Below are 18405 nucleotides of genomic sequence, written 5' to 3'. Positions count from 1 at the left end.
ACCTCCGGATGCCCCGGCGAACCGCCGGGGCATCCGGCCGCGTGGGTTACAGAACAGCACCTCGCGGCGCGATCTCGATGGCCGCGACTCCCCGCGCGTACAGCACGAGGAGCCGGTCGCCATGCCTGCACTGGAGCATGCCGGCCTCGCCCGCGAGCACTGCGACAGCGTGCGCGACAACTTCGTCCTCATCGGCCGCGTCAGGCTCCTCGTAGCTGACATCCAGGTGGTCACCGCTCGTGAGCCGGATCCGCAACACAATGCTCGCCATGATCGCAGCCTAGGCGCGCCGCCCCGTCGTTGACAGTGCGCCCGGCGGGCCACAGGCTGCAGTCAACGGCGTCGGCCGCGGGAGGAGGGCCCATGCAGCACGGGATCTACTTGCCGAACCAAGGTGCTTTCGCTGACGTGGGTGTGCTGGTGGAGCTGGCGCAGTCGGCTGAAGCGGCCGGATGGGACGGACTCTTCATCTGGGACGAACTGCTGCCACTGCACCCGCACACGGACGCGGTCCGAGAAGCGCTCGGTGAGTCCGACGACGTGGCCGACGCGATGGTGGCGCTGACGGCGGTGGCCGGGGCGACTGAGCGGATCCGCTTCGGGACTCTGGTCACGGCGGTAGCCCGGCTGCGGCCGGAGGCGTTCGCCCGCCAGGCGGTGACGCTGGATCGGCTGTCAGCGGGCCGCCTGGTGCTCGGGGTCGGCCTCGGTCACCCGGATGACCAGTTCACCGCGTTCGGGATGGACGTGGATCTGCGAACCAGGGCGGCGATGGTCGACGAGTTCCTCGAACTGGTGAACCGCCTGTGGACCGGCGAACGGGTCGACTTCGAAGGCGAGCACTACACCTGCCGCGGCGTCTCCCTCCAACCCACGCCGCTCCAGCACCCCAGAATCCCGATCTGGATCGGCGCCGGCGGCTCCTTCCGCCCACCCCGCCGCCGAGCCGCCCGATGGGACGGGTTCGCCCCAGCCAGCGAGCAGTGGCCGACGGTGGTGATCCCGCCCGAAACCTATGCGGAGATCGCCGAGGATCTCCGCGCCGCCCGGACCTCCGGTACGCCGTACGATGTCGTCCTCATCGGCAACGCCGACGCGACCGAACCCACCCCAGCCACAATCCCGCAGTACGAACGCTCCGGCGTCACCTGGCTTCTCACCCAGGCCCTCACCGTCCCCGATGCCCGCGCCCGCATCCGCACCGGTCCACCCGCTGGCGGGAGCACTCGGGCGGAGGCAGACTGCTGGCATGAGTGAGCCTGTTCGGGTGATCAAGGCAGGGGACCTGGTGGCCGCCGATCCGACGTCCGGGATGCTGCGGATGCGGGCGTTCGAGCTGCCGATCCTGTGGTCCGGGCAGGTGATCACCGAGCCCGGCGCAGTCTCGGGGTGGCATCACCACGACAAGAACGAGAGCAGTCTCTACATCGTGTCCGGCGTACTGCGGCTGGAGTTCGAGGGGAGTGACGAGTACCTCGACGCCGTTGCCGGCGACTTCGTGCACGTGCCGGCGTTCACTGTGCACCGGGAGAGCAATCCTTCCGGTGCACCGTCGCTGGCGATCATCGCCCGGGCGGGCGGCGGTATCCCCACCGTAAACGTCGACCCACCCGAGCGATTCCTCTAGCTAGCAGCCCAAGGCCGCACTATCTCGGTTGTCAGAGCTGTTCGTCTGCTGGCAGGCTCCCATCCGGCTGCCGACTGAGGCAGCCACCTGGAGGGGGAGCCTTGTACGAGGTCGAGGGACAACCGGCACGGCGGGTCCGACCGCACGTCGCCCATGCCGTAGCTCAAGCCCAGCATGTCCTGCTGGACTTCGATGGCGTGATGTTCGACGTGGAGACGGCTCTGGGCCGCTGGGGTCGCGAGAATGCCGTCCGCGAGTACTTGGACAGCCGCCCGTACTTTCCACGGCCGATCGTGCTCGGAGCCTTCGGGGTCGACCACATGCTCGGGTACATCGCGGAGAACAAACCCGACTACGCCGACGAGTCGGAGAAAGCGCTGTCGAGACGGGAGCTGGACTCCGCCCTCACCGCCGTCCCCGCTCCCGGTCTGCGACAGTTGCTGGCGGCGTGCGCCGACACCAAGCGCAAGGTCGGCGTGATCAGCGACCTCTCGGAAGACGCCGTGGCGGCAACAGTGCGAGCGCACTCGCTCGAGTTGCACGTCGGCACGATCTCCGCGCGGCGAGGGCTCGACCTCGCCGTGTTCGACACGGGGCATGCCGCCGAGCGGGCGGCAGACCAGCTCGGCGCCCCGGTCAGCTCCTGCTTGTTCGTTGGTGGTCGTTGGGCCAGGATCCGCGCCGCTCAGGAGGCCGGCGCAGTCGGACTGGGTTGTGAGTGTGGGCGTGAACCTCGCAAGTACCTTGCCACGCCACAGGTTCCGGTGGTGCAGAACCACGCGACGCTGATCCAAGCGCTTCTGGCCGCTTAGGAGAAGCGTTCGTAGGCGGGCAGTGTCAGGAAGTCGACGTAGTCGTCGGCCAGGGCTACCTCGAGGAAGAGGGCCCGGGCGGACTGGTAGCGCAGGTACTGGTCGAGTTTGGTGATCTCCTCGTCGGCGATCCGTTCGACGAGTTCGGTGGTGACGGTTTCGCCGGTGTCCAGCACGACGCCGTTCTGGCGCCATTGCCAGATCTGGGAGCGAGAGATCTCGGCGGTGGCGGCGTCCTCCATCAGGTTGAAGATGCCGACCGCGCCGAGACCGTCGAGCCAGGCGGCGAGGTACTGGATGGCGACGCTCACGTTGTTGCGCAGGCCGGCCTCAGTGACCTCGCCCGGCGTGGCGGCGACGTCCAGGAGCTGCTCCGCGGTGACGTGGACGTCTTCACGGAGCTTGCCCAGCTGGTTCGGCTCCGACCCGAGCACCGAGTCGAAGACAGTGCGGCAGGTCTCGACCATGCCGGGGTGCGCGACCCACGAGCCGTCGAAGCCGTCACCGGCCTCGCGCCGCTTGTCCGCCTCGACCTTGGCGAACGCCTGCTCGTTCACCGCCGGGTCCTTGCTCGGGATGAACGCCGCCATCCCGCCGATCGCGTGCGCGCCGCGCTTGTGGCAGGTGCGGACCAGCAGCTCGGTGTACGCGCGCATGAACGGGACCGTCATGGTGACGCTGTTGCGGTCCGGCAGCTGGAAGTCGGCGCCGCGGGTCCGGTGCGTCTTGATCACGCTGAACATGTAGTCCCAACGGCCCGCGTTCAGCCCGGCCGAGTGCTCCCGCAGCTCGTAGAGGATCTCCTCCATCTCGAACGCGGCCGGGTACGTCTCGATCAGCACCGTCGCCCGGATCGTGCCGCGCGGGATGCCAAGGTACTCCTGCGCGGTGACGAACACGTCGTTCCACAGCCGCGCCTCGAGATGCGACTCCATCTTCGGCAGGTAGAAGTACGGCCCTTGGCCGCGGTCGATCTGCAGCTGACCAGAGGCGGTGAGGTACAGCGCGAAATCGACCAGCGAACCGGACACCGGCGAGCCGTCCACCTGGATGTGCTTCTCCGGCAGATGCCACCCGCGCGGCCGGACGACGATCGTCGCCAGCTCCTCGTCGGGCTTCAGCGCGTACGACTTGGCGTCGGTGCTGAAGTCGATCCGCCGGGTGATCGCGTCGAGCAGGTTGAGCTGGCCGCCGATCACGTTCTCCCACAGCGGCGTGTTCGCGTCCTCGTGGTCGGCCAGCCACACCTTGGCGCCCGAGTTGAGCGCGTTGATCGTCATCTTCCGGTCGGTCGGCCCGGTGATCTCCACCCGCCGGTCCACCAGCCCGGGCGCCGCCGGCGCGACCCGCCAGTCCGGGTCGTCCCGGACATCCTTCGTCTCTGGCAGGAAGCCCAGCGACGCTCCGGCCTCGATCTCGGCCACCCGCTCCCGGCGACGCTCGAGCAGCTCCTGCCGCCGCCCGTCGTACTCCCGGTGCAACTTCTCGATCAGCCCGAGGGCGCGCTCGGTGAGGATCTCGTCGTACCGCTCGTTCATCGGCCCGGTGACGTCTGGCACAAGAGACTCCTTAGCTGAGAACCACGACTTCGTGATCGGTGATGCGGTCTACCCCGACCGTAATCCAGCCGTCCTGTTCGTTCACCTCCGCGTCCACACCGGCGACCAGGAAACGAGCCCTGCTGCCGGTCCCGCGGACCCGGACGGTGAACGGCCCGGACGGCGTGAGCTCCTCCAGCCGGCCGCGCCACGCGCCGCCCTGATCGAGGTTGACCAGGTGCAGGACGAGCGTGTCGCCCTGCCGGTAGAGCTGGCAGTCGAGTACGCCGGCACCCTCGACCTGCAGCGGGATGTCGTCCCGGGCCGCCCACCGGACCAGGTTCGCCAGCAGCCGACCGTGATCGGGATGGTGGTACTGCGCGTACAGCCGGTCGAGATCGGCCGCCAGGTACGCCGTCCGCTCGCCGAGGACCAGCGCGGGTACGTCGGTCCGCGGCTCGGCCATCCACGACTTCTCCGGCGGATAGATCGGGAACGGCGGCACATAGGTCACTGCCGGCGCCTTGGAGTGCACCACCTCGAGCTGCCCACCGAACGGCAGCACATCCGTGTCGTCGAAGCCGTCGGCGATCGCCCGGTCCTCGATCCGCAGATAGGTATGCGCGTCGTACGTCTCCCAGTCGACCTTCCCCGCCTCGAACCGTTTGCCCTCGTGATGTACGCCGAGCAGCTCAGCCAACGCGAAGTCGTCGCGCCGATCGCCCCACTCGTCGTACAGGCTCGACTCCCCGGTCACCACGAGCCGCCCGCCGCCCTCGACGTACGCCGTCAGCGCCTCGCACTGTGCATCGGTGAGAACGCCGATGTTCGGGATGATCAGAACAGCAAACGACGCGTCGACCTCGTGCGTCGGCAGATACGGGATCCGGGCCCGGATCAGCGCGTCCACCCAACCCCGGTAGGGCAACTGACTCGTCGTCTCCGGATCGTCCTTGCCGTGGAAGTCCACACTGCGCTGACTCCACAGCAACCCGACCGTGGCGACCGGCTCGCGGTTGACCAGAAACGCCTCATGCTGCGAATGCCAGTCGAACAGCGGCCCGGCCGTCGCGTACTGCCGCCGGTCCTCGTGCACCGAACCGATGTGATGCCACCACGGCTGGATCCCGCCCGCGAACCCTTCGAGCGCCCACATCCGGGCCTCCGGCTCGGGTTTGCTCCCGAGCCGGAAGGTCGGCGTGCCCGCGTCGTACATGGCCGTGCTCTCCGGAATCAGCGTCTCCCAGCCGAGCAGGCCGTGCAGCCGCTTTCCGCTGTCGGCGTTGGCCTGGAAGCCGCTCTCGTCGTGCCGCCACTGCGAGTCGAGCAGGAAGATCGAGGCCCGCTTGCAGATCTCCACGTCGTCGCGCAACCGCTTGCTCTGCGCAACGACCTCGCCGCCGTTCATACCGATCCACAGGCAGTCCGGACCGCCGGCCCGCCGCGTCACCTCGTTGTTCAGGTCCCACACCGCAAGCCGTTGGTCGTAACTCCAGCGGATCCATTGCCGGTACGCCGGATCCGCCCAGTCAACCCGAGTCGGCAACTCTTGGCCGAAGCTGTGCCGGCAGTTCGGGCAGTAGCAGATCTGGTCCCGGCCGAGACCGCTCCAGCTGTTGTCGGTGAGGCCGTCCGGCGCCGTCCGCTCGATGACTTCTTCGAGGATTCCGGTCAGGAACTCCTGGTAGTACGGACCGGTCACACACGCGACGTAGAGCTTGCCGGCTCGATAGGGGTTGCCCTCGGCATCGATCGCGAACCAGTCCGGGTGAGCGTCGTACAAGGGTTGGTGAGCCCGGTTCGAATCCATTCTGGCCAGCACCGTCAGGCCCTCGGAGCGGGCCGCCGCGACGATCTCGCCGTACAGATCGCGATCGCCGAGGAACTCGGCCCGGTGCTGCAGTTCGAACCGGCTCGGGTAGTACGCGACGATCCCGCCGGCGTTCACGATCACGCCTTGTACCTTCGTACGACGCCAATGCGCCCGCCACCACTCGGCGTCGTACCGGGCCGGGTCCTTCTCCGTCAGGTTCGTCTGTCCCCAGCGGAGGGTGCGCTTGTACCAAGGCAGGGTCACTTGAGGCTCCGGATCGCGTCGCCCGCGCCGGACAGGTTCTCCAGCAGCATCTCGGAGTACTTCCGGCTCAGGACGACGCCCTCCGCGCCGCCCTCGAAAGCAGCCAGCGTCGCGTCCCGCACGGACTCGCGGGTGCACTGGGTCAGCTCGCCCTCGTTGTCGTCCCAGTTGATCTTGGTGCCGAGGTCGCGAGGCTTCTCCAGCCGCTGCTTCGGGACGCCGACCGGGATGTCGATGTCGATGCCCGGGTAGATCTTGCTCTGCCCGCCGACGCCGGCGACGGCCCGCGCGGTCTCCCGGCGGACGTAGTCGGCGGTGAAGCCGGACCGCGGCAGCTTCTCGTAGTCACCCTCGTCGAGCTGCAGCAGCTTCATCATCAACGGGTACACGTCCTCCGGCTCCGCGTCGGCGAACAGCGAGCCGCAGATGCTCTTCACCCAGGTGAAGAACCGCGGTCCGGCACAGTTGTTGTAGATGACCACCTTGATGAAGTCGGAGAACTTCGCCATCTCGGTGTAGTCCTGGTCGGCCCGGTAGAACGGGCTGAACGAGATGTTGTGGTAGACGTGCCAGCCGACCTGTACGTCGGGCGACATCGCCTTGGCGACACCGTAGATGTCGCGGTACAGCTGCCGCTGGCTCTCTGTCCACAGCGTCTGCCAGCTCAGGACCTCGGGGAAGTTCAGCAGGATCCGCCAGAAGGTGACGAACGCGCCGTCGACCGGACGCTCGCCCGCGCCGACCCGCTGGTTCCACTCGACCAGCTCGCGGTAGCCACGCATCGCGCGTTCGACGTCGATCCCGCGATCGCGACCGATCTGCCGGCAATGCGGGCAGAAGCAGCCGACCTCGGCCACGTCGACCGTGCCTTGCATCAGCATGTTCAGCGGACCCGGTCGCTCCGAGCACCAGGCGAGTCCGTCGAGCTGGTAGCTCTGCAGGTAGTCCTCGACGAACCCCAGATGCCAGTTGCGGTAGTCCGGGTTGTTGAAGCACGGCCGGCGACCGGGCCGCCCCCACGCGTCCACCTCGAGCACCTTGACGAAGTTCGGGTAGGTCCGCAGCTGCCGGGCACCACCGCTCTCCTCCATCCAGGCGAACGACTGCATCCCGCGTTCGCGCGCCTTCGGCACCACCTCGGCGAGCAGGTCGAGCTCCGGGTGTTCCGGCGCTCGTCCGACCGCGCCGAGCGCCGTGTTGCCGTAGTACTGCGGATGCGGTGTCGCGTAGTTGCCGCCGACCCAGCCGAGGTCGTACTCCGCTCCGCCGTGGTCCGGCATCGGGTACCCGGGGATCTGCCGCCCACCGGTCCCCCGGGTCCAGGTCGGTGTGGCCAGGAACAGCGCGTTCACCGCGCCGCGCTCGGCCAGGATGTCCAGTGTCTGGTCGACCCCTTCGTCGACGAACGAAACCGCTCCGATCTGCATGGCAACGAGCCTGTCCGGCACGGTGCTCACCCCTTCATTCCTGTCATCGTGATGCCCTGGATGAAATAGCGCTGTGCAAAGAGGAAGACGGCGATGACGGGGACCACCGAGACGGTCGCCCCGCACATCAGCAGACTGATCTGGGTGAAGTACTCGCCCTGGAACTGGGCCAGCGCCACCGGCAACGTCTGCAGGTTCTCGGAATTGATGTAGATCAACGGACCGAACAGGTCGTTCCACGACTCGAGGAAGGTGAACACCCCGATCGCGGCCAGCGCCGGCTTGGTCTGCGGCAGCATGATCCGCCAGTAGATGCCGAACGTGGACGCCCCGTCGATCTTGCCCGCGTCCTCGAGCTCCTGCGGGATGGTCAGGAAGGACTGCCGCATCAGGAACGTCGCGAACACCGGCGTGAGCACCTTCGGCACCCACAGCGGGTACTGCGTGTCCACCCAGCCGATGTGCCGGAACACGATGTACTGCGGGATCAGGTAGGCGATACCGGGGATGATCGAGGTGGCCAGCAGCACCATGAACGCGAGGTCCCGGCCGGCGAACCGCAGCCGCGCGAACGCGTACCCCGCCATCGACGCGACGATCAGGATGCCGATCACGTTCAGCCCGGCCAGTTTCACGCTGTTCCACAGGAATATCGGGATCAGCTCGAAGATCTGCCGGTAGTTGTCCCACTGCGCGTCGCTGGGCAGGAACTGCGGCGGCACCGACAGCACCTTCGCCTCCGGCCGCAGCGACGCACTGACCATCCAGACCAGTGGCGCCAGGAAGGCCACCGCGAACAGCGACATCACCATGTACTGCGCGGTCTTGCTCGCCAGCCTCACGAGTAGAACACCCACCTCTTCTGGAGCTTCCACTGCAGGAAGGTGACGGCCGCGATCACCACGAAGAGGATCCACGCCATCGCCGAGGCGTAGCCGATCTTCCCGAAGCTGAACGCGTTCTGATAGATGTTGAAGATGTAGACGCTGGTGGCGTGGCCGGGCCCGCCCTTGGTCATCACGTAGATCAGGCCGAACACCTGGAACGACGTGATGAACTGCGTGATCAGCAGGAACAGGAAATGCGGTGTCAGCAACGGCAGCGTGATGAACCGCAGCCGCTGGAACGCTCCGGCACCGTCGATCTTCGCCGACTCGTAGTACTCCACCGGCAGGCCCTGCAGCCCGGCCAGCAGGATGATCATCGGATAGCCGATGCCCTGCCAGACGCTGACCACGATCACCGCCGGCATCGCCCAGGTCGAACTCGACAACCACTGCGGCCCGGTCACGCCGACCTGGCTCAGCAGCCCGTTGACCACCCCGTTGTCCGGCTGGAAGAACCAGAACCATACGAACCCGATCGCGACCACGTTCGTCACGTACGGCGCGAAGTACGCCGTCCGGAAGAACGCGACACCGCGGATCGGCCGGGCACACAGCAGTGCCAGCACCAGGCCGATCCCGATCGTGAGCGGGATGCTCGCCAGCGTGAAGTAGATGGTGTTCTTGAACGTCTGCAGGAACAGCGGGTCGTCGCCGAACAGATCGGTGAAGTTCTTGATGCCGACGAACTTCGGCGCCGAGATGCCGTTCCAGTCGGTGAGTGACGCGCCCATCGAGACCAGGATCGGGAAGAACTGGAAGGCCACCACACCGACCACGATCGGGCTGATGAACAGCCAGCCGACCAGGTTCTGCTTGCGGCGCGCCCGCCGTACCTCGGCCCGGTGGTTCGGCACCTCGGTCTCGACCGCCGGCGGCCTGGTTGGTGTTGTCGTTGCCATCGACATCAACCCTTCAAGGCGTTCTCCACCTGTGGCTTGATCTGGTTCAGGACGTCGCCGACCGGCTTCTCGCAGTTGTAGGCCTGGTCCAGCGCGGGCCGGTACAGCTCACGGGCGCCGAGCGTGTTCTTGGTCTGGTTGGTCGCGGTCAGGTGCTCCGCGGCCTCGCCGAACAGCCCGATGTGCTCGGGCATCTTCCCGTCCGGCGCGAGTTGCGCGGCGACCTTCTTGTTGATCGGGGTGAACGCGCCACCCTGCAAGAGGATCTTGCCGCCCTCCTCACCGGCCAGGAACTTGAGCAATGCCCACGCCTGGTCGGGATTCTTGGCCGACTTCGGGATGCAGAACACGATCACGCTGGCCTCGGTCTTCTGCCCCACGTCGGCCGGTGGCGGCGCGACGTCCCAGGTGAAGTCCTTCACCGTGGTCCGCATGTACGGCACGGTGCCGAAGGTCGCGAACATCATTGCGATCTTGCCCTGGGCGAACAGCTGGTTCTGCACGTTGTCCTGCTGCAGCGCGGACCACGGCGGCTGCACCTTGTCCTTGCAGGTCAGGTCGGTCGCCCATTGCAGGGCTTCGACCTCCTTGGCACCGGGCAGCGTGAACTGCGTTCCGTCGGTGGAGTAGATGCCGGTCTGGCTGCCGTGGTTGACCGTGAACGTCTGCTCGTACCCGGTGTCCAGGTACACCAGAGCGCCGTACTGCTTCTTCGCCGGATCGGTCAGCTTCTTGGCCCGGTCGGCGAAGTCGGCCCAGGTCCAGCCGTCCGGCGACCAGGTCGTCGGCGGCAGCGGTACGCCGGCCTGTTTGAACAGATCGACGTTGTAGAACATCAGCCGCGGCTCGTAGCCGAGCACCCAGGCGGTGTGCGAGCCGTCCGGCTGCTTGGGGAACTCGTACGCCTCCTTGGCGAACGCAGCGGTGTCCAGACCGTCCTTCTCGATGTAGGGCTTCAGGTCGAGCAGGGCCCCCTGCTCGGAGAAGCCGCGGACGAAGTCGTCGTTGATCCGCATCACGTCCGGCGGACTACCGCCCGCGAGCAGTGTGCGCATCTTGGTGTCGTACTCCTGGGTGACCGCGGGCTGCACGGTGACCGACGTACCGGATGACTTCTCGTACGCCTGGATCGCCTGCTCGAGCGGCGTGCCCTTGACCTGTTGCCAGTTGAGGAAGGTCATGCTCTTCCCGTCACCGCTTGCGTTGCCGTTGCCGCCGCAGCCGGCCAGTACACCGCCGGCCGCGAGTCCCGTCAGTCCGGCGAGAAACCTGCGGCGGCTCAGGTTGGAGTGGGTTGTCTGCACCGGAATCTCCCATCCGCGAGGGATGAATACGTATACAATGAATACGTATACACAGGTCCTGGCGGGTGGTCAACGGCGAGACGTGACACTCTTCAGTAGGTTCAGGACCGGGATGACGAGGGGAGGGGGCTGATGGTGCGACCACCCACCAGCAAGGACCTGGCCCGGCTGGCCGGGGTGTCCCAGGCGACGGTCTCGCGGGTGCTGACCAACAACCCGAAGGTCAACGCGGAGACCAGGGCCCGGGTGCTGCAGGTGCTGAAAGACGCGAACTACACGCCCAACGCGCTGGCGCGGGCGATGAAGACCGGCCGGACCGACACGATCGGTGTGTTCATGACCCGGGTGACCAGCCCGTTCCACGCCGAACTGCTGGACGAGATCGGCCGGGTGCTGAGTGCGCTCGGGCTGCACATGATCCTGTGGAACATCGAGCACGACCCGGAGGAGTCGGTCGGCAAGGTGCTCCAGCAGCGGCTGGTCGACGGGTTCCTGCTGACGTCGGCGACGTACGACTCGACCCTGCACACGATGGCGCTCGAATCCGGGACACCCACCGTCCTGCTGCACCGTGGGATCGACGGTCTCGACTGCGACCAGGTGGTCGGCGACAACTGGCAGGGTGCGTACGACGCCGGCCGCTACCTCGCCGAGGCCGGGCACACCGAGATCGGCCTGGTCACGCTGGAACACACCGGGAACACCTCCCGCGATCGCGATCTCGGCTTCCGCGCCGCGCTCGCCGACGCCGGTATCCAGATCAAGGCCCGGAACGTCGTCACCGTCGGGGTTCCGCACGCGGACGGTCACGCGGCGGCGCAGAAATTGTTGTCGTTGAAGAAGCCGCCGACCGCGATCTACACCGTCACCGACCTCCTCGCGTTCGGCATCCTCGACGGCGCCCGCGCACTGAACGTCCGGGTGCCCGACGACGTCTGGGTGATCGGCTTCGACAACACCGACCTGGCGGCCTGGGAGTCCTTCGACCTGACCTCGGTCGAACAACCGGTCCACGCCATTGTCGAAACCGGCGTGGATCTCCTCCGCCGCCGCATCGAAACCCCCGACCGCCCCACCGAGATCATCACCCTGCCCTGCCCCTTGGAAATCCGAGGCTCAACCGCCAACACCCCCTGGCAGAGCATCAAAAGCTGAAAGACAGCGCCGTCGCCGGCTGCGTTCCGTCAGGCGCGACGCAGTACAGGCAGCACGTCGCGCAGTACGGCGGCGTGGTCCTCCGGGCGCTTGAGGCCCAGCTTCATGGTGTTGACGGCCAGATGGGTGGCGCCGATGTTGCGCCAGCCCTCGATGTAGGCGGGCCAGTCCTGCTCGGGGACCTGACCGAGGGTGAGGCGGGGCTCGATACCGATGGTGGCGGGGTCGCGGCCGGCTTCGGCGGCGTACGCGCGCAGGCGGTCGACGCGGGCCTTGGCCTCGGCGTTCGGCGCGGTCTGCGGCATCCAGCCGTCACCGATCCGACCGGTCCGACGAAGCACAGCCTCGGCACCACCGCCGAACCAGATCGGGATCGTTCTCCTGGGTAGCGGGTTCAGCCCTGCTTCCTCGATCTGGTGGAATCGGCCGTCGTACGAGATGACCGGCTCTGCCCACAACCGCCGCAGTACGTCGACCTGCTCCTCCAGCAAGGCACCGCGCTGCCTGAACGGCACGCCGAGCGCCTGATACTCAACCTGGTTCCACCCGATCCCTACGCCGAGCCGCAGCCGGCCGCCACTCAGCACGTCGACCTCGGCGGCTTGTTTCGCGACCAGAGCGGTCTGACGTTGCGGGAGAACCAGTACGCCGGTCACCAACTCGACCGACGTCGTGATCGCCGCGAGGTACCCGAACAGCACGAAAACCTCGTGGAACAAGGACTTGTCGGTGTAGCCGGTCCAGCCGGGCCGGTTGGCCGGATCCGCGCCGAGCACGTGATCGTACGCGTGCACATGGGTGTAACCGGCCTCTTCAACCGTCGTCGCCCAATCGCGCACGACGGCCGGATCCACACCGATCTCCAACTGCGGGAACACGGCACCGATCTTCACGCTGAGGCCTCCTGAAGCAGGGTGATCAAGCCTTGGACGGCGAGTTCGAACGGCTCGTCGGAGTTCGCGGCGCGCGCCAGCACGTACCCACCCTGGAGTACGGCGGCGATGGTCGCGGCGGTCTGATCCGGGTCGATCGTGGCCGGATACTCGCCCGTACGTTTGCCTTCAGCAACGACCTCGGCGAGCCGGCCGCGCAACCAGCGGAACGTCTCGTCCACCGGCGCCCGGAGCGTGGGGTCCGCCATCACATCCGGGTCGGCGGTGAGCCGCCCGATCCGGCACCCGCGCAACACTTCACGGTCACGCTCGAGGTAGTGGGTGATCCGCTCGGTCGCCGTCCCCGGACTCGCGAACTGCTCCTCGGCGGCCTCCCGCAACTCCTCCCCCGACCGCTCGATGGCTGCCCTGGCGAGCTGGGCCTTTCCGCTGAAGTGGTGATACATGCTGCCCTGACCGGCGTCCGCGGCCCGCTGAATCGCCTTCGGACTGGTCCCGACGTACCCACGCTCCCACAACAATTCCTGAGTACTGCGAATCAGCCGCTCCACCGTCTCCACCCCACAACTGTACCTCCAGGTACACGAGTTGCCGCGGTGACTCAGGGCTTCGAGTCGGTGCGGCGCTCCAGGGCTTCGATGATGGTCGGGCAGACGTCGATCTCGTAGAGCCTTTCGACGCTCTGCATCCCGCCAGGGCTCTCCGCGTTGATCTCCACCACCTTGCCGCCGATCACATCGATGCCGACGAAGTACATGCCGTCGGCCACGAGTTTCTTGCTCATCGCTTCGATGATGCCGCGTTCCAGGTCACCGATCTCGAGAGGGATCGAGCGTCCGCCCTTACTGATGTTGGCTCGCGGGTCGTTCCCCGTGGGCACTCGCCGGAAGGCGGCCTGTTTCCCGTCGCGCTCGAGGAGCTGACCCTCGAGCAGGAAGATCCGGGCATCGCCGTCCTCGCCACCGTCGACGAACTCCTGGATGATCGCGTAGCCGTCCTCCAGCACCGCCTCGGTCATCTGGGCGAGGTTCGCTTCGCCTTCGTCCTCGATCATGAACACGTTCCGCCCCTTGGCTCCGTACAGCGGCTTGACGACGCAGTGGCCGACCTGGCCGGCGAACCGTTCGATCGCTTCCGGGTCGCGCGTCACCAGCGATCGGGGCCGGATCTTCTCGGGGAACTCCTCCAGGTAGAGCTTGCTCGTCGCGCGGGCGAGGAACATCGGGTCATTCACCACCGTGACGCCTCGTGCCTGGAGCATCTGGCCGAAAATCACACCCAAGGGACTTGCCCACGGCCGCTCCTGCAGATCGTCGATCGACTCGTTGCGCAGGAACAAGGCGTCGAGGTCGTCCATCACGATCCGTTCGGCGTCGCGCTCCTTGATGCCCTTCATGAAGGTCTCGAGCGTGTCGTTCTTCCCGAACTCCGCGGCATGCGCCCGGGCCACCAGTTGCCCGTCGCTTTCCCCGAGCTCGACGTCTGCGACCCCGACGTACCAGACCTCGTGCCCACGCTGGGCCGCGGCCCTCGCCAGCCGCGTCGTCGTGTACTCGTCGACCTCGGTGGCGACGTCGTTGACGAAGAAGGCAAGCCTCATGCGATCACATCTCCTTCGTACAGGTCCGTGACCGAGGCGCCCTTACGCAGTCGGTCGAGGCGCTCCTGAGCGCCGGGTACGTCCAGCCAGCGCGGACGGACCCATGGTGCTTCCAGCACCTCGCGGTCGAGCAGGTCCTGGATCAACGGGATGTGGTCCAACGCGAACTTGCCGACGAAGAGGACATCAAGGCTGCTGCCCTCCGCGAGGGATTCGAGGATGCGCGTGATCCCGCGCAGATAGATCGCGTCCTTCACCGAACCGCCCCCGACGACGACCCGGATGGCGATCGACCACGCCGTCCTCGTCGGTATCCGATGGTCTGCCCGTAACGATTCGAAGATCTCCAAGAACTCGGCGCCGTCGAGCATCTTGCCCACGGCGACCACCCTCGCCGCGAGCACGCGAAGACGCCGCGGGTCCAATCCGCCGGTCAGGTACTCGGCGAGCACGGCAAGGCCCTCTTGGGTCTCGTCGTAGCCGGGCAGTCCGATCGTCAGCAGCGTCAGGGGCTGCCGCGCGCCGTTCTGATAGGTGACGACATGGGTGCCGACCTCGTGGTGCAGCAAGGGCTCGACGCGGTCCGCCCTGATCGTGGCGGATTCGGGGATGAGCAGCCGCCCGAACGACACCATCAGCTCGGAGATGTCGTCGCGCACCTCGATGTGCGCCGGGAAGTCCGGATACACGGCGCGATATCGCTCGAACTCCTCCCGAGCCGCCTCCGCGAACGCACCGGCCGTGACGCTGCGGTTGTTGGGGGCCTGGGCCGGGATGGTCTCGAGCAGCTCCTCCGCGGCGGACGCGAGCGGCGGGGCGACCCCTCCGTACAGTTGCAGCGACCCGTACACGAACCGTGAGGTGTCGCGATCCTCCAAGGCGGTGATCTGTCGTGCGATCTCGTCGCGCTTCGCCCGGAAGAGGGTGTGCAGCGCAGGGTCGGCGACGTTCTCGATCTCGAGGCCGTAGAGCTCACGGCGGACCAGGTCCGGCTCGAATTCCAGCGGCCTGAGCCGGAGCGTGGGGGCCGCCCCGAAGTCACCCCGTTCGAAGTCTGTCCAGGCCTCTGCCGCATTGACCGGCGTGTTGTTGAGCAGCAGGTTCAAGCTGCGCTCGATCTCGGTCAGCCGGGCGTCGATTTCGAGGGCAGGCGCAAGTTGCTGGGTCGCGGACGTCATCCCACCGACGTACCCAGCAGCATTCATGCACAACCTGAGCACAGTCTCGTCACCACGGTGCGCGCCCGCGCGACGACTCGGCGTGTGGGATCGTCGGATGAACGGCTGGTCCGTCAACGCACTCGGTCCGCGCATCAGACTCGACTGTTTGACTACGAATGGTGTTTCCGGGGTGTGAATTTGTTCGTATCCGCAGGTGGACCGGATGGCCCTGGGTTGCAGTCGACCGATAGTCTCGGGCGCCATGAGCACCAGCGTCGCCATTGCGGTAATCACCTTCAGGCGACCTGCTCTGTTGCGCGCTCTGCTGACCAGCCTTCAGGCCCAGGAAATCCCCGAGGACGGGGATTACGCGATCCGGATCGTGGTGGTCGACAACGACGCGGACGGTTCGGCGGCGACAGTGGTCGAGGAATTCGGGAAAGGTACGCCGTACCCGATCGAATCCGTGGTCGAACCGGAGCCGGGAATCCCTTTCGCGCGGGAGAAGTCGGTCGAACTGTGCTGGAACGACGACGCGCTGGTATTCGTGGACGACGACGAGGTGGCGCCGCCGAACTGGCTGGCGACGCTGCTGCAGGCGTGGGAGACGACGGGCGCCGACGTTGTCACCGGGCCGGTCAAGGGCAACCTGCCGCCGGGCGCCCCGCCCTGGAACCACTACAGCGACGTGCACGACTCGACCGGCAGGCACACCACCGGCGAGGAACTGCGTAAGGCGTACACGAACAACACCCTGGTCAGCCGGCGGGTGTACCACGCGGTCACGCCCGGGTTCCATCCGGCGTTCCGCTACACCGGCTCCAGCGACCTGCACTTCTTCCTCCGGGTACACCGGGCCGGGTTCCGGATCGTCTGGTGCGAGGAGGCGTGCATCGTCGCGGAGGTGCCTGCCGGGCGGACCACTCTGCGCTGGCTGGTCCGGCGAGCGTTCCGGTCCGGTAGCGGCGACACCATCAGCCGGCTGCTGATCCGGCCCGGTGCGGTGAGTTATGTGCTCGTGCTGGCCTATGCTTCGGCCCGGGTGGTCTCGGCGTTCGGGTTCGCCCTCGCCGGGCTGCTGCTCGGCCGGAAGACGCACCTGCTGAAGGCAGTCCGCCGGTTCTTCTCGGGTGTGGGCAGTCTCGCGGGGATAGTAGGGATCAACTATGACGAGTACCGGGAGCGGCACGGCGCCGACGGTGGCGAGCCTGTGCCGGGCGATCTGGCAGGTGGAGCGGGAGCTGAATCTGCTCGATTGGCGGATCGGCGACGCTCGCCCATGGCCGGTCATCCGGATGAGGATCTTCCATGAGCTGACCCGGCGCAGCGGCATCCACGGCGCCTCCCATCCGGTCCGACGTACGCCGTACGACAAAGCGCGACTCGTCGCCAGACACCTGACCGGCCTGGTCACCCGCAACCCGTTCCTCGGCTCGTACGACGCTCTGGTCGTCCCGCACCCGCGGAAACCGGGCGGTGTCGAGATCTACACCGACGAACTCCGGACAATCCTTGGCGACAGGGCGCTGATCCTGGACTCAGGCATCAACGGAACACCGCTCCCAGGCAGCCGGAACCTCGACTTCTTCACCTCAGCCGCCGGGGCAGTGCACAGGCGGCAGGTGGGCGACCGCGGCATCAGCACAGCGTTGCGGGAACTGACCGGTGTCTCGGTGCCGGTCGGCTCGTTGCTGGCGCGGGAGGTGGCCAAACACCAAAGGTTGCGGGCGCTCTATCGCAGGTTGCTGCGGAAGCACCGGATCGAGACGGTCTACGTGGTGGTCGCGTACTTCCACCAGCACATCGTCGGCGCGGCCCGCGACCTGGGCATCCGCGTGGTCGAGCTCCAGCACGGCGCCATCAGCCAGTTCCACCTCGGCTACAGCTACCCGGGTCGTCCGGCAGTGGCCGACCAGCCGGACGAGCTGTGGTGCTTCGGGTCGTACTGGACGGACGTCGCTGACCTTCCGGCCGGCATGACTACGTCGGTGATCGGCACGTCGCACCTGCCTCGTGCTGCTCAGAAGGACCCGCGGCTCGCAGTCTTCCTGTCTCAGGGCACCATCGGCGCCGAGCTACTGCACGTCGCGGAGTCGGTCGCCAAGGTGGACCCGTCGCTGGACGTTGTCTTCCGGCTGCATCCGAGCGAGCGGGCGTCCGACTACACCATCCCGGCGGGCGTCCGGCTGTCCACCGACGGCAGCACTCTCGACCTCCTGGCCTCGGCCACCTACCAGGTCGGTGTGTCCACCACCGCGCTCTTCGAGGGAATGGCGCTCGGCTGCCGCACTGCCGTGGCCAACCTCCCCGGCCACGAGTACCTCGCGCGGCCGATCACCAGGGGCCACGCCCTGCTGATGACCAGCCCGAACCAGCTGACGAGCGCACCGCTGTGCTCGACTCCGGAGGCGTACTACGCTCCGAGCACCCTGCGCTCAGGGCTGGCGGCCGATCAGGCCGAGTAGGCGGTCCTGGAGAGGTGCGTCCGGGGGAACCTTGACCTCGGCGCCGAAGACCTCGACACCTTCGCCGAAGGCGCCCGGCGTACGGAACTTCTCCATCACGTCCGCGGGAATGGCCGTCGTACTGGCCCAGAGGGCCTCCAGGTCGACCGGGTCCATCGTCTCGTCCTGACCGGTCGCACGGGCCAGGTCCCAGCCGTGCAGGACGAGGTCGTCGGAGACCACCTGGTCGATGTGCTGCTCGGTCGTCAGCCGGCCCGACGGGGTGTCGGTCTCGGTGAGGGCGAGCACCGGGTCGTCGAGCACGTCCTCGACCGCCGCCCGGGCCTCCTGGAACGCGGTCAGCGGGTCGTTGGCCGGCTCCAGCTTCCGGGCGACCGGCATCAGCATGAACCCGTGCATCATCACGATGTGGTCGACCACGTCCTTGGCCGTCCACTTCTCGCATGGTGACTGGTTGTCCCACTGCTCCGGCCGTACCGCGGCGACCTTCCGCTCGAACGCCTCGGCCCGCCGGCGGTACCGCTCCGCGATCTCACCCATCTCCGCATACTGCCGCTTCCG

At 67.1% G+C, this 18405-nt stretch carries 18 protein-coding genes; 6 read left to right on the top strand and 12 right to left on the bottom strand.

Annotated features, from left to right (window positions below; all coding sequences use genetic code 11):
* Positions 1-46 precede the first annotated feature (46 nt).
* Entirely contained in the window at positions 47-271 is a 225-nt protein-coding gene (locus tag EV652_RS39585; RefSeq protein WP_132215319.1) for a hypothetical protein, read from the bottom strand.
* 92 nt (positions 272-363) lie between these two features.
* Here EV652_RS39585 and EV652_RS39580 point away from each other — a divergent pair, with 92 nt between their 5' ends.
* From EV652_RS39580 to EV652_RS39570, 3 genes are all read left to right on the top strand, one after another.
* Positions 364-1257, top strand: coding sequence for an LLM class flavin-dependent oxidoreductase (locus EV652_RS39580; protein WP_132215317.1), 894 nt, complete (start codon positions 364-366; stop codon positions 1255-1257).
* On the top strand, positions 1250-1627 hold the full coding sequence (locus tag EV652_RS39575) for a cupin domain-containing protein (RefSeq protein WP_132215315.1): 378 nt from the start codon (positions 1250-1252) through the stop codon (positions 1625-1627). Before EV652_RS39580 ends, EV652_RS39575 begins: the two co-directional genes overlap by 8 nt.
* A 101-nt stretch (positions 1628-1728) precedes the next feature.
* Positions 1729-2439, top strand: a complete 711-nt coding sequence (locus tag EV652_RS39570) for an HAD family hydrolase (protein ID WP_132215314.1) — start codon at positions 1729-1731, stop codon at positions 2437-2439.
* Here the strand turns inward: EV652_RS39570 and aceB are convergent.
* Genes aceB through EV652_RS39540 form a run of 6 tightly spaced genes read right to left on the bottom strand, consistent with a single transcriptional unit; the run spans position 2436 to position 10571 of the window.
* Positions 2436-3998: a malate synthase A gene (gene aceB / locus EV652_RS39565; RefSeq protein ID WP_255512684.1), complete on the bottom strand. Its 1563-nt coding sequence runs from the start codon at positions 3996-3998 to the stop codon at positions 2436-2438. The two genes, EV652_RS39570 and aceB, sit on opposite strands and share 4 nt — an antisense overlap.
* 10 nt (positions 3999-4008) lie before the next feature.
* Entirely contained in the window at positions 4009-6054 is a 2046-nt protein-coding gene (locus EV652_RS39560; RefSeq protein ID WP_132215312.1) for an alpha-amylase family protein, read from the bottom strand.
* Entirely contained in the window at positions 6051-7481 is a 1431-nt protein-coding gene (locus tag EV652_RS39555) for a glycoside hydrolase family protein (RefSeq protein ID WP_132215310.1), read from the bottom strand. The genes EV652_RS39560 and EV652_RS39555 overlap by 4 nt, the downstream gene beginning before the upstream one ends.
* 26 nt (positions 7482-7507) lie before the next feature.
* Positions 7508-8323, bottom strand: coding sequence for a carbohydrate ABC transporter permease (locus EV652_RS39550; protein WP_242002285.1), 816 nt, complete (start codon positions 8321-8323; stop codon positions 7508-7510).
* Positions 8320-9267: a carbohydrate ABC transporter permease gene (locus EV652_RS39545; RefSeq protein ID WP_132215308.1), complete on the bottom strand. Its 948-nt coding sequence runs from the start codon at positions 9265-9267 to the stop codon at positions 8320-8322. The genes EV652_RS39550 and EV652_RS39545 overlap by 4 nt, the downstream gene beginning before the upstream one ends.
* A gap of 5 nt (positions 9268-9272) precedes the next feature.
* A complete protein-coding gene (locus EV652_RS39540; RefSeq protein WP_132215306.1) occupies positions 9273-10571 on the bottom strand; it encodes an extracellular solute-binding protein in 1299 nt (432 codons plus the stop codon).
* Between the two features lie 132 nt (positions 10572-10703).
* Here EV652_RS39540 and EV652_RS39535 point away from each other — a divergent pair, with 132 nt between their 5' ends.
* Positions 10704-11726: a LacI family DNA-binding transcriptional regulator gene (locus EV652_RS39535; protein WP_132215304.1), complete on the top strand. Its 1023-nt coding sequence runs from the start codon at positions 10704-10706 to the stop codon at positions 11724-11726.
* A 29-nt stretch (positions 11727-11755) separates the two neighbouring features.
* Here the strand turns inward: EV652_RS39535 and EV652_RS39530 are convergent, their stop codons facing one another.
* The 4 genes from EV652_RS39530 to EV652_RS39515 are packed head-to-tail and all read right to left on the bottom strand — an operon-like array spanning position 11756 to position 15424.
* On the bottom strand, positions 11756-12619 hold the full coding sequence (locus tag EV652_RS39530) for an LLM class F420-dependent oxidoreductase (RefSeq protein ID WP_132215302.1): 864 nt from the start codon (positions 12617-12619) through the stop codon (positions 11756-11758).
* Positions 12616-13179 (bottom strand): TetR/AcrR family transcriptional regulator, encoded by a 564-nt coding sequence (locus EV652_RS39525; RefSeq protein WP_132215300.1) that lies wholly within the window; start codon positions 13177-13179, stop codon positions 12616-12618. Before EV652_RS39525 ends, EV652_RS39530 begins: the two co-directional genes overlap by 4 nt.
* A gap of 41 nt (positions 13180-13220) precedes the next feature.
* The gene (locus EV652_RS39520) at positions 13221-14219 is read right to left on the bottom strand and encodes an ATP-grasp domain-containing protein (protein ID WP_132215298.1); all 999 of its coding nucleotides are present in this window, start codon (positions 14217-14219) and stop codon (positions 13221-13223) included.
* Positions 14216-15424 (bottom strand): peptidase MATCAP family protein, encoded by a 1209-nt coding sequence (locus tag EV652_RS39515; protein ID WP_132215296.1) that lies wholly within the window; start codon positions 15422-15424, stop codon positions 14216-14218. Before EV652_RS39515 ends, EV652_RS39520 begins: the two co-directional genes overlap by 4 nt.
* A gap of 217 nt (positions 15425-15641) precedes the next feature.
* On the opposite strand from EV652_RS39515, the gene EV652_RS39510 reads away from it, so the two are divergent.
* On the top strand, positions 15642-16691 hold the full coding sequence (locus EV652_RS39510; protein ID WP_132215294.1) for a glycosyltransferase family 2 protein: 1050 nt from the start codon (positions 15642-15644) through the stop codon (positions 16689-16691).
* On the top strand, positions 16675-17844 hold the full coding sequence (locus EV652_RS39505; protein ID WP_132215292.1) for a hypothetical protein: 1170 nt from the start codon (positions 16675-16677) through the stop codon (positions 17842-17844). The genes EV652_RS39510 and EV652_RS39505 overlap by 17 nt, the downstream gene beginning before the upstream one ends.
* On the opposite strand, the gene EV652_RS39500 is transcribed toward EV652_RS39505, so the two are convergent.
* On the bottom strand, positions 17815-18384 hold the full coding sequence (locus EV652_RS39500; protein ID WP_132215290.1) for a TIGR03086 family metal-binding protein: 570 nt from the start codon (positions 18382-18384) through the stop codon (positions 17815-17817). The two genes, EV652_RS39505 and EV652_RS39500, sit on opposite strands and share 30 nt — an antisense overlap.
* Positions 18385-18405 lie beyond the last annotated feature (21 nt).

This window comes from Kribbella steppae (assembly GCF_004342025.1).
GTDB classification, from domain to species: Bacteria; Actinomycetota; Actinomycetes; order Propionibacteriales; family Kribbellaceae; genus Kribbella; species Kribbella steppae.
This window is presented reverse-complemented; position numbering and strand designations above follow the sequence as displayed.

Coding starts and splice junctions, on each gene's coding strand:
- EV652_RS39575 (WP_132215315.1), top strand. CDS start 1,250: ATGAGTGAGCCTGTTCGGGTGATCAAGGCAGGGGACCTGGTGGCCGCC.
- EV652_RS39505 (WP_132215292.1), top strand. CDS start 16,675: ATGAGGATCTTCCATGAGCTGACCCGGCGCAGCGGCATCCACGGCGCC.
- EV652_RS39545 (WP_132215308.1), bottom strand. CDS start 9,267: ATGGCAACGACAACACCAACCAGGCCGCCGGCGGTCGAGACCGAGGTG.
- EV652_RS39510 (WP_132215294.1), top strand. CDS start 15,642: ATGAGCACCAGCGTCGCCATTGCGGTAATCACCTTCAGGCGACCTGCT.
- EV652_RS39520 (WP_132215298.1), bottom strand. CDS start 14,219: ATGAGGCTTGCCTTCTTCGTCAACGACGTCGCCACCGAGGTCGACGAG.
- EV652_RS39555 (WP_132215310.1), bottom strand. CDS start 7,481: ATGCAGATCGGAGCGGTTTCGTTCGTCGACGAAGGGGTCGACCAGACA.
- EV652_RS39515 (WP_132215296.1), bottom strand. CDS start 15,424: ATGAATGCTGCTGGGTACGTCGGTGGGATGACGTCCGCGACCCAGCAA.
- EV652_RS39580 (WP_132215317.1), top strand. CDS start 364: ATGCAGCACGGGATCTACTTGCCGAACCAAGGTGCTTTCGCTGACGTG.
- EV652_RS39500 (WP_132215290.1), bottom strand. CDS start 18,384: ATGGGTGAGATCGCGGAGCGGTACCGCCGGCGGGCCGAGGCGTTCGAG.
- EV652_RS39585 (WP_132215319.1), bottom strand. CDS start 271: ATGGCGAGCATTGTGTTGCGGATCCGGCTCACGAGCGGTGACCACCTG.
- EV652_RS39535 (WP_132215304.1), top strand. CDS start 10,704: ATGGTGCGACCACCCACCAGCAAGGACCTGGCCCGGCTGGCCGGGGTG.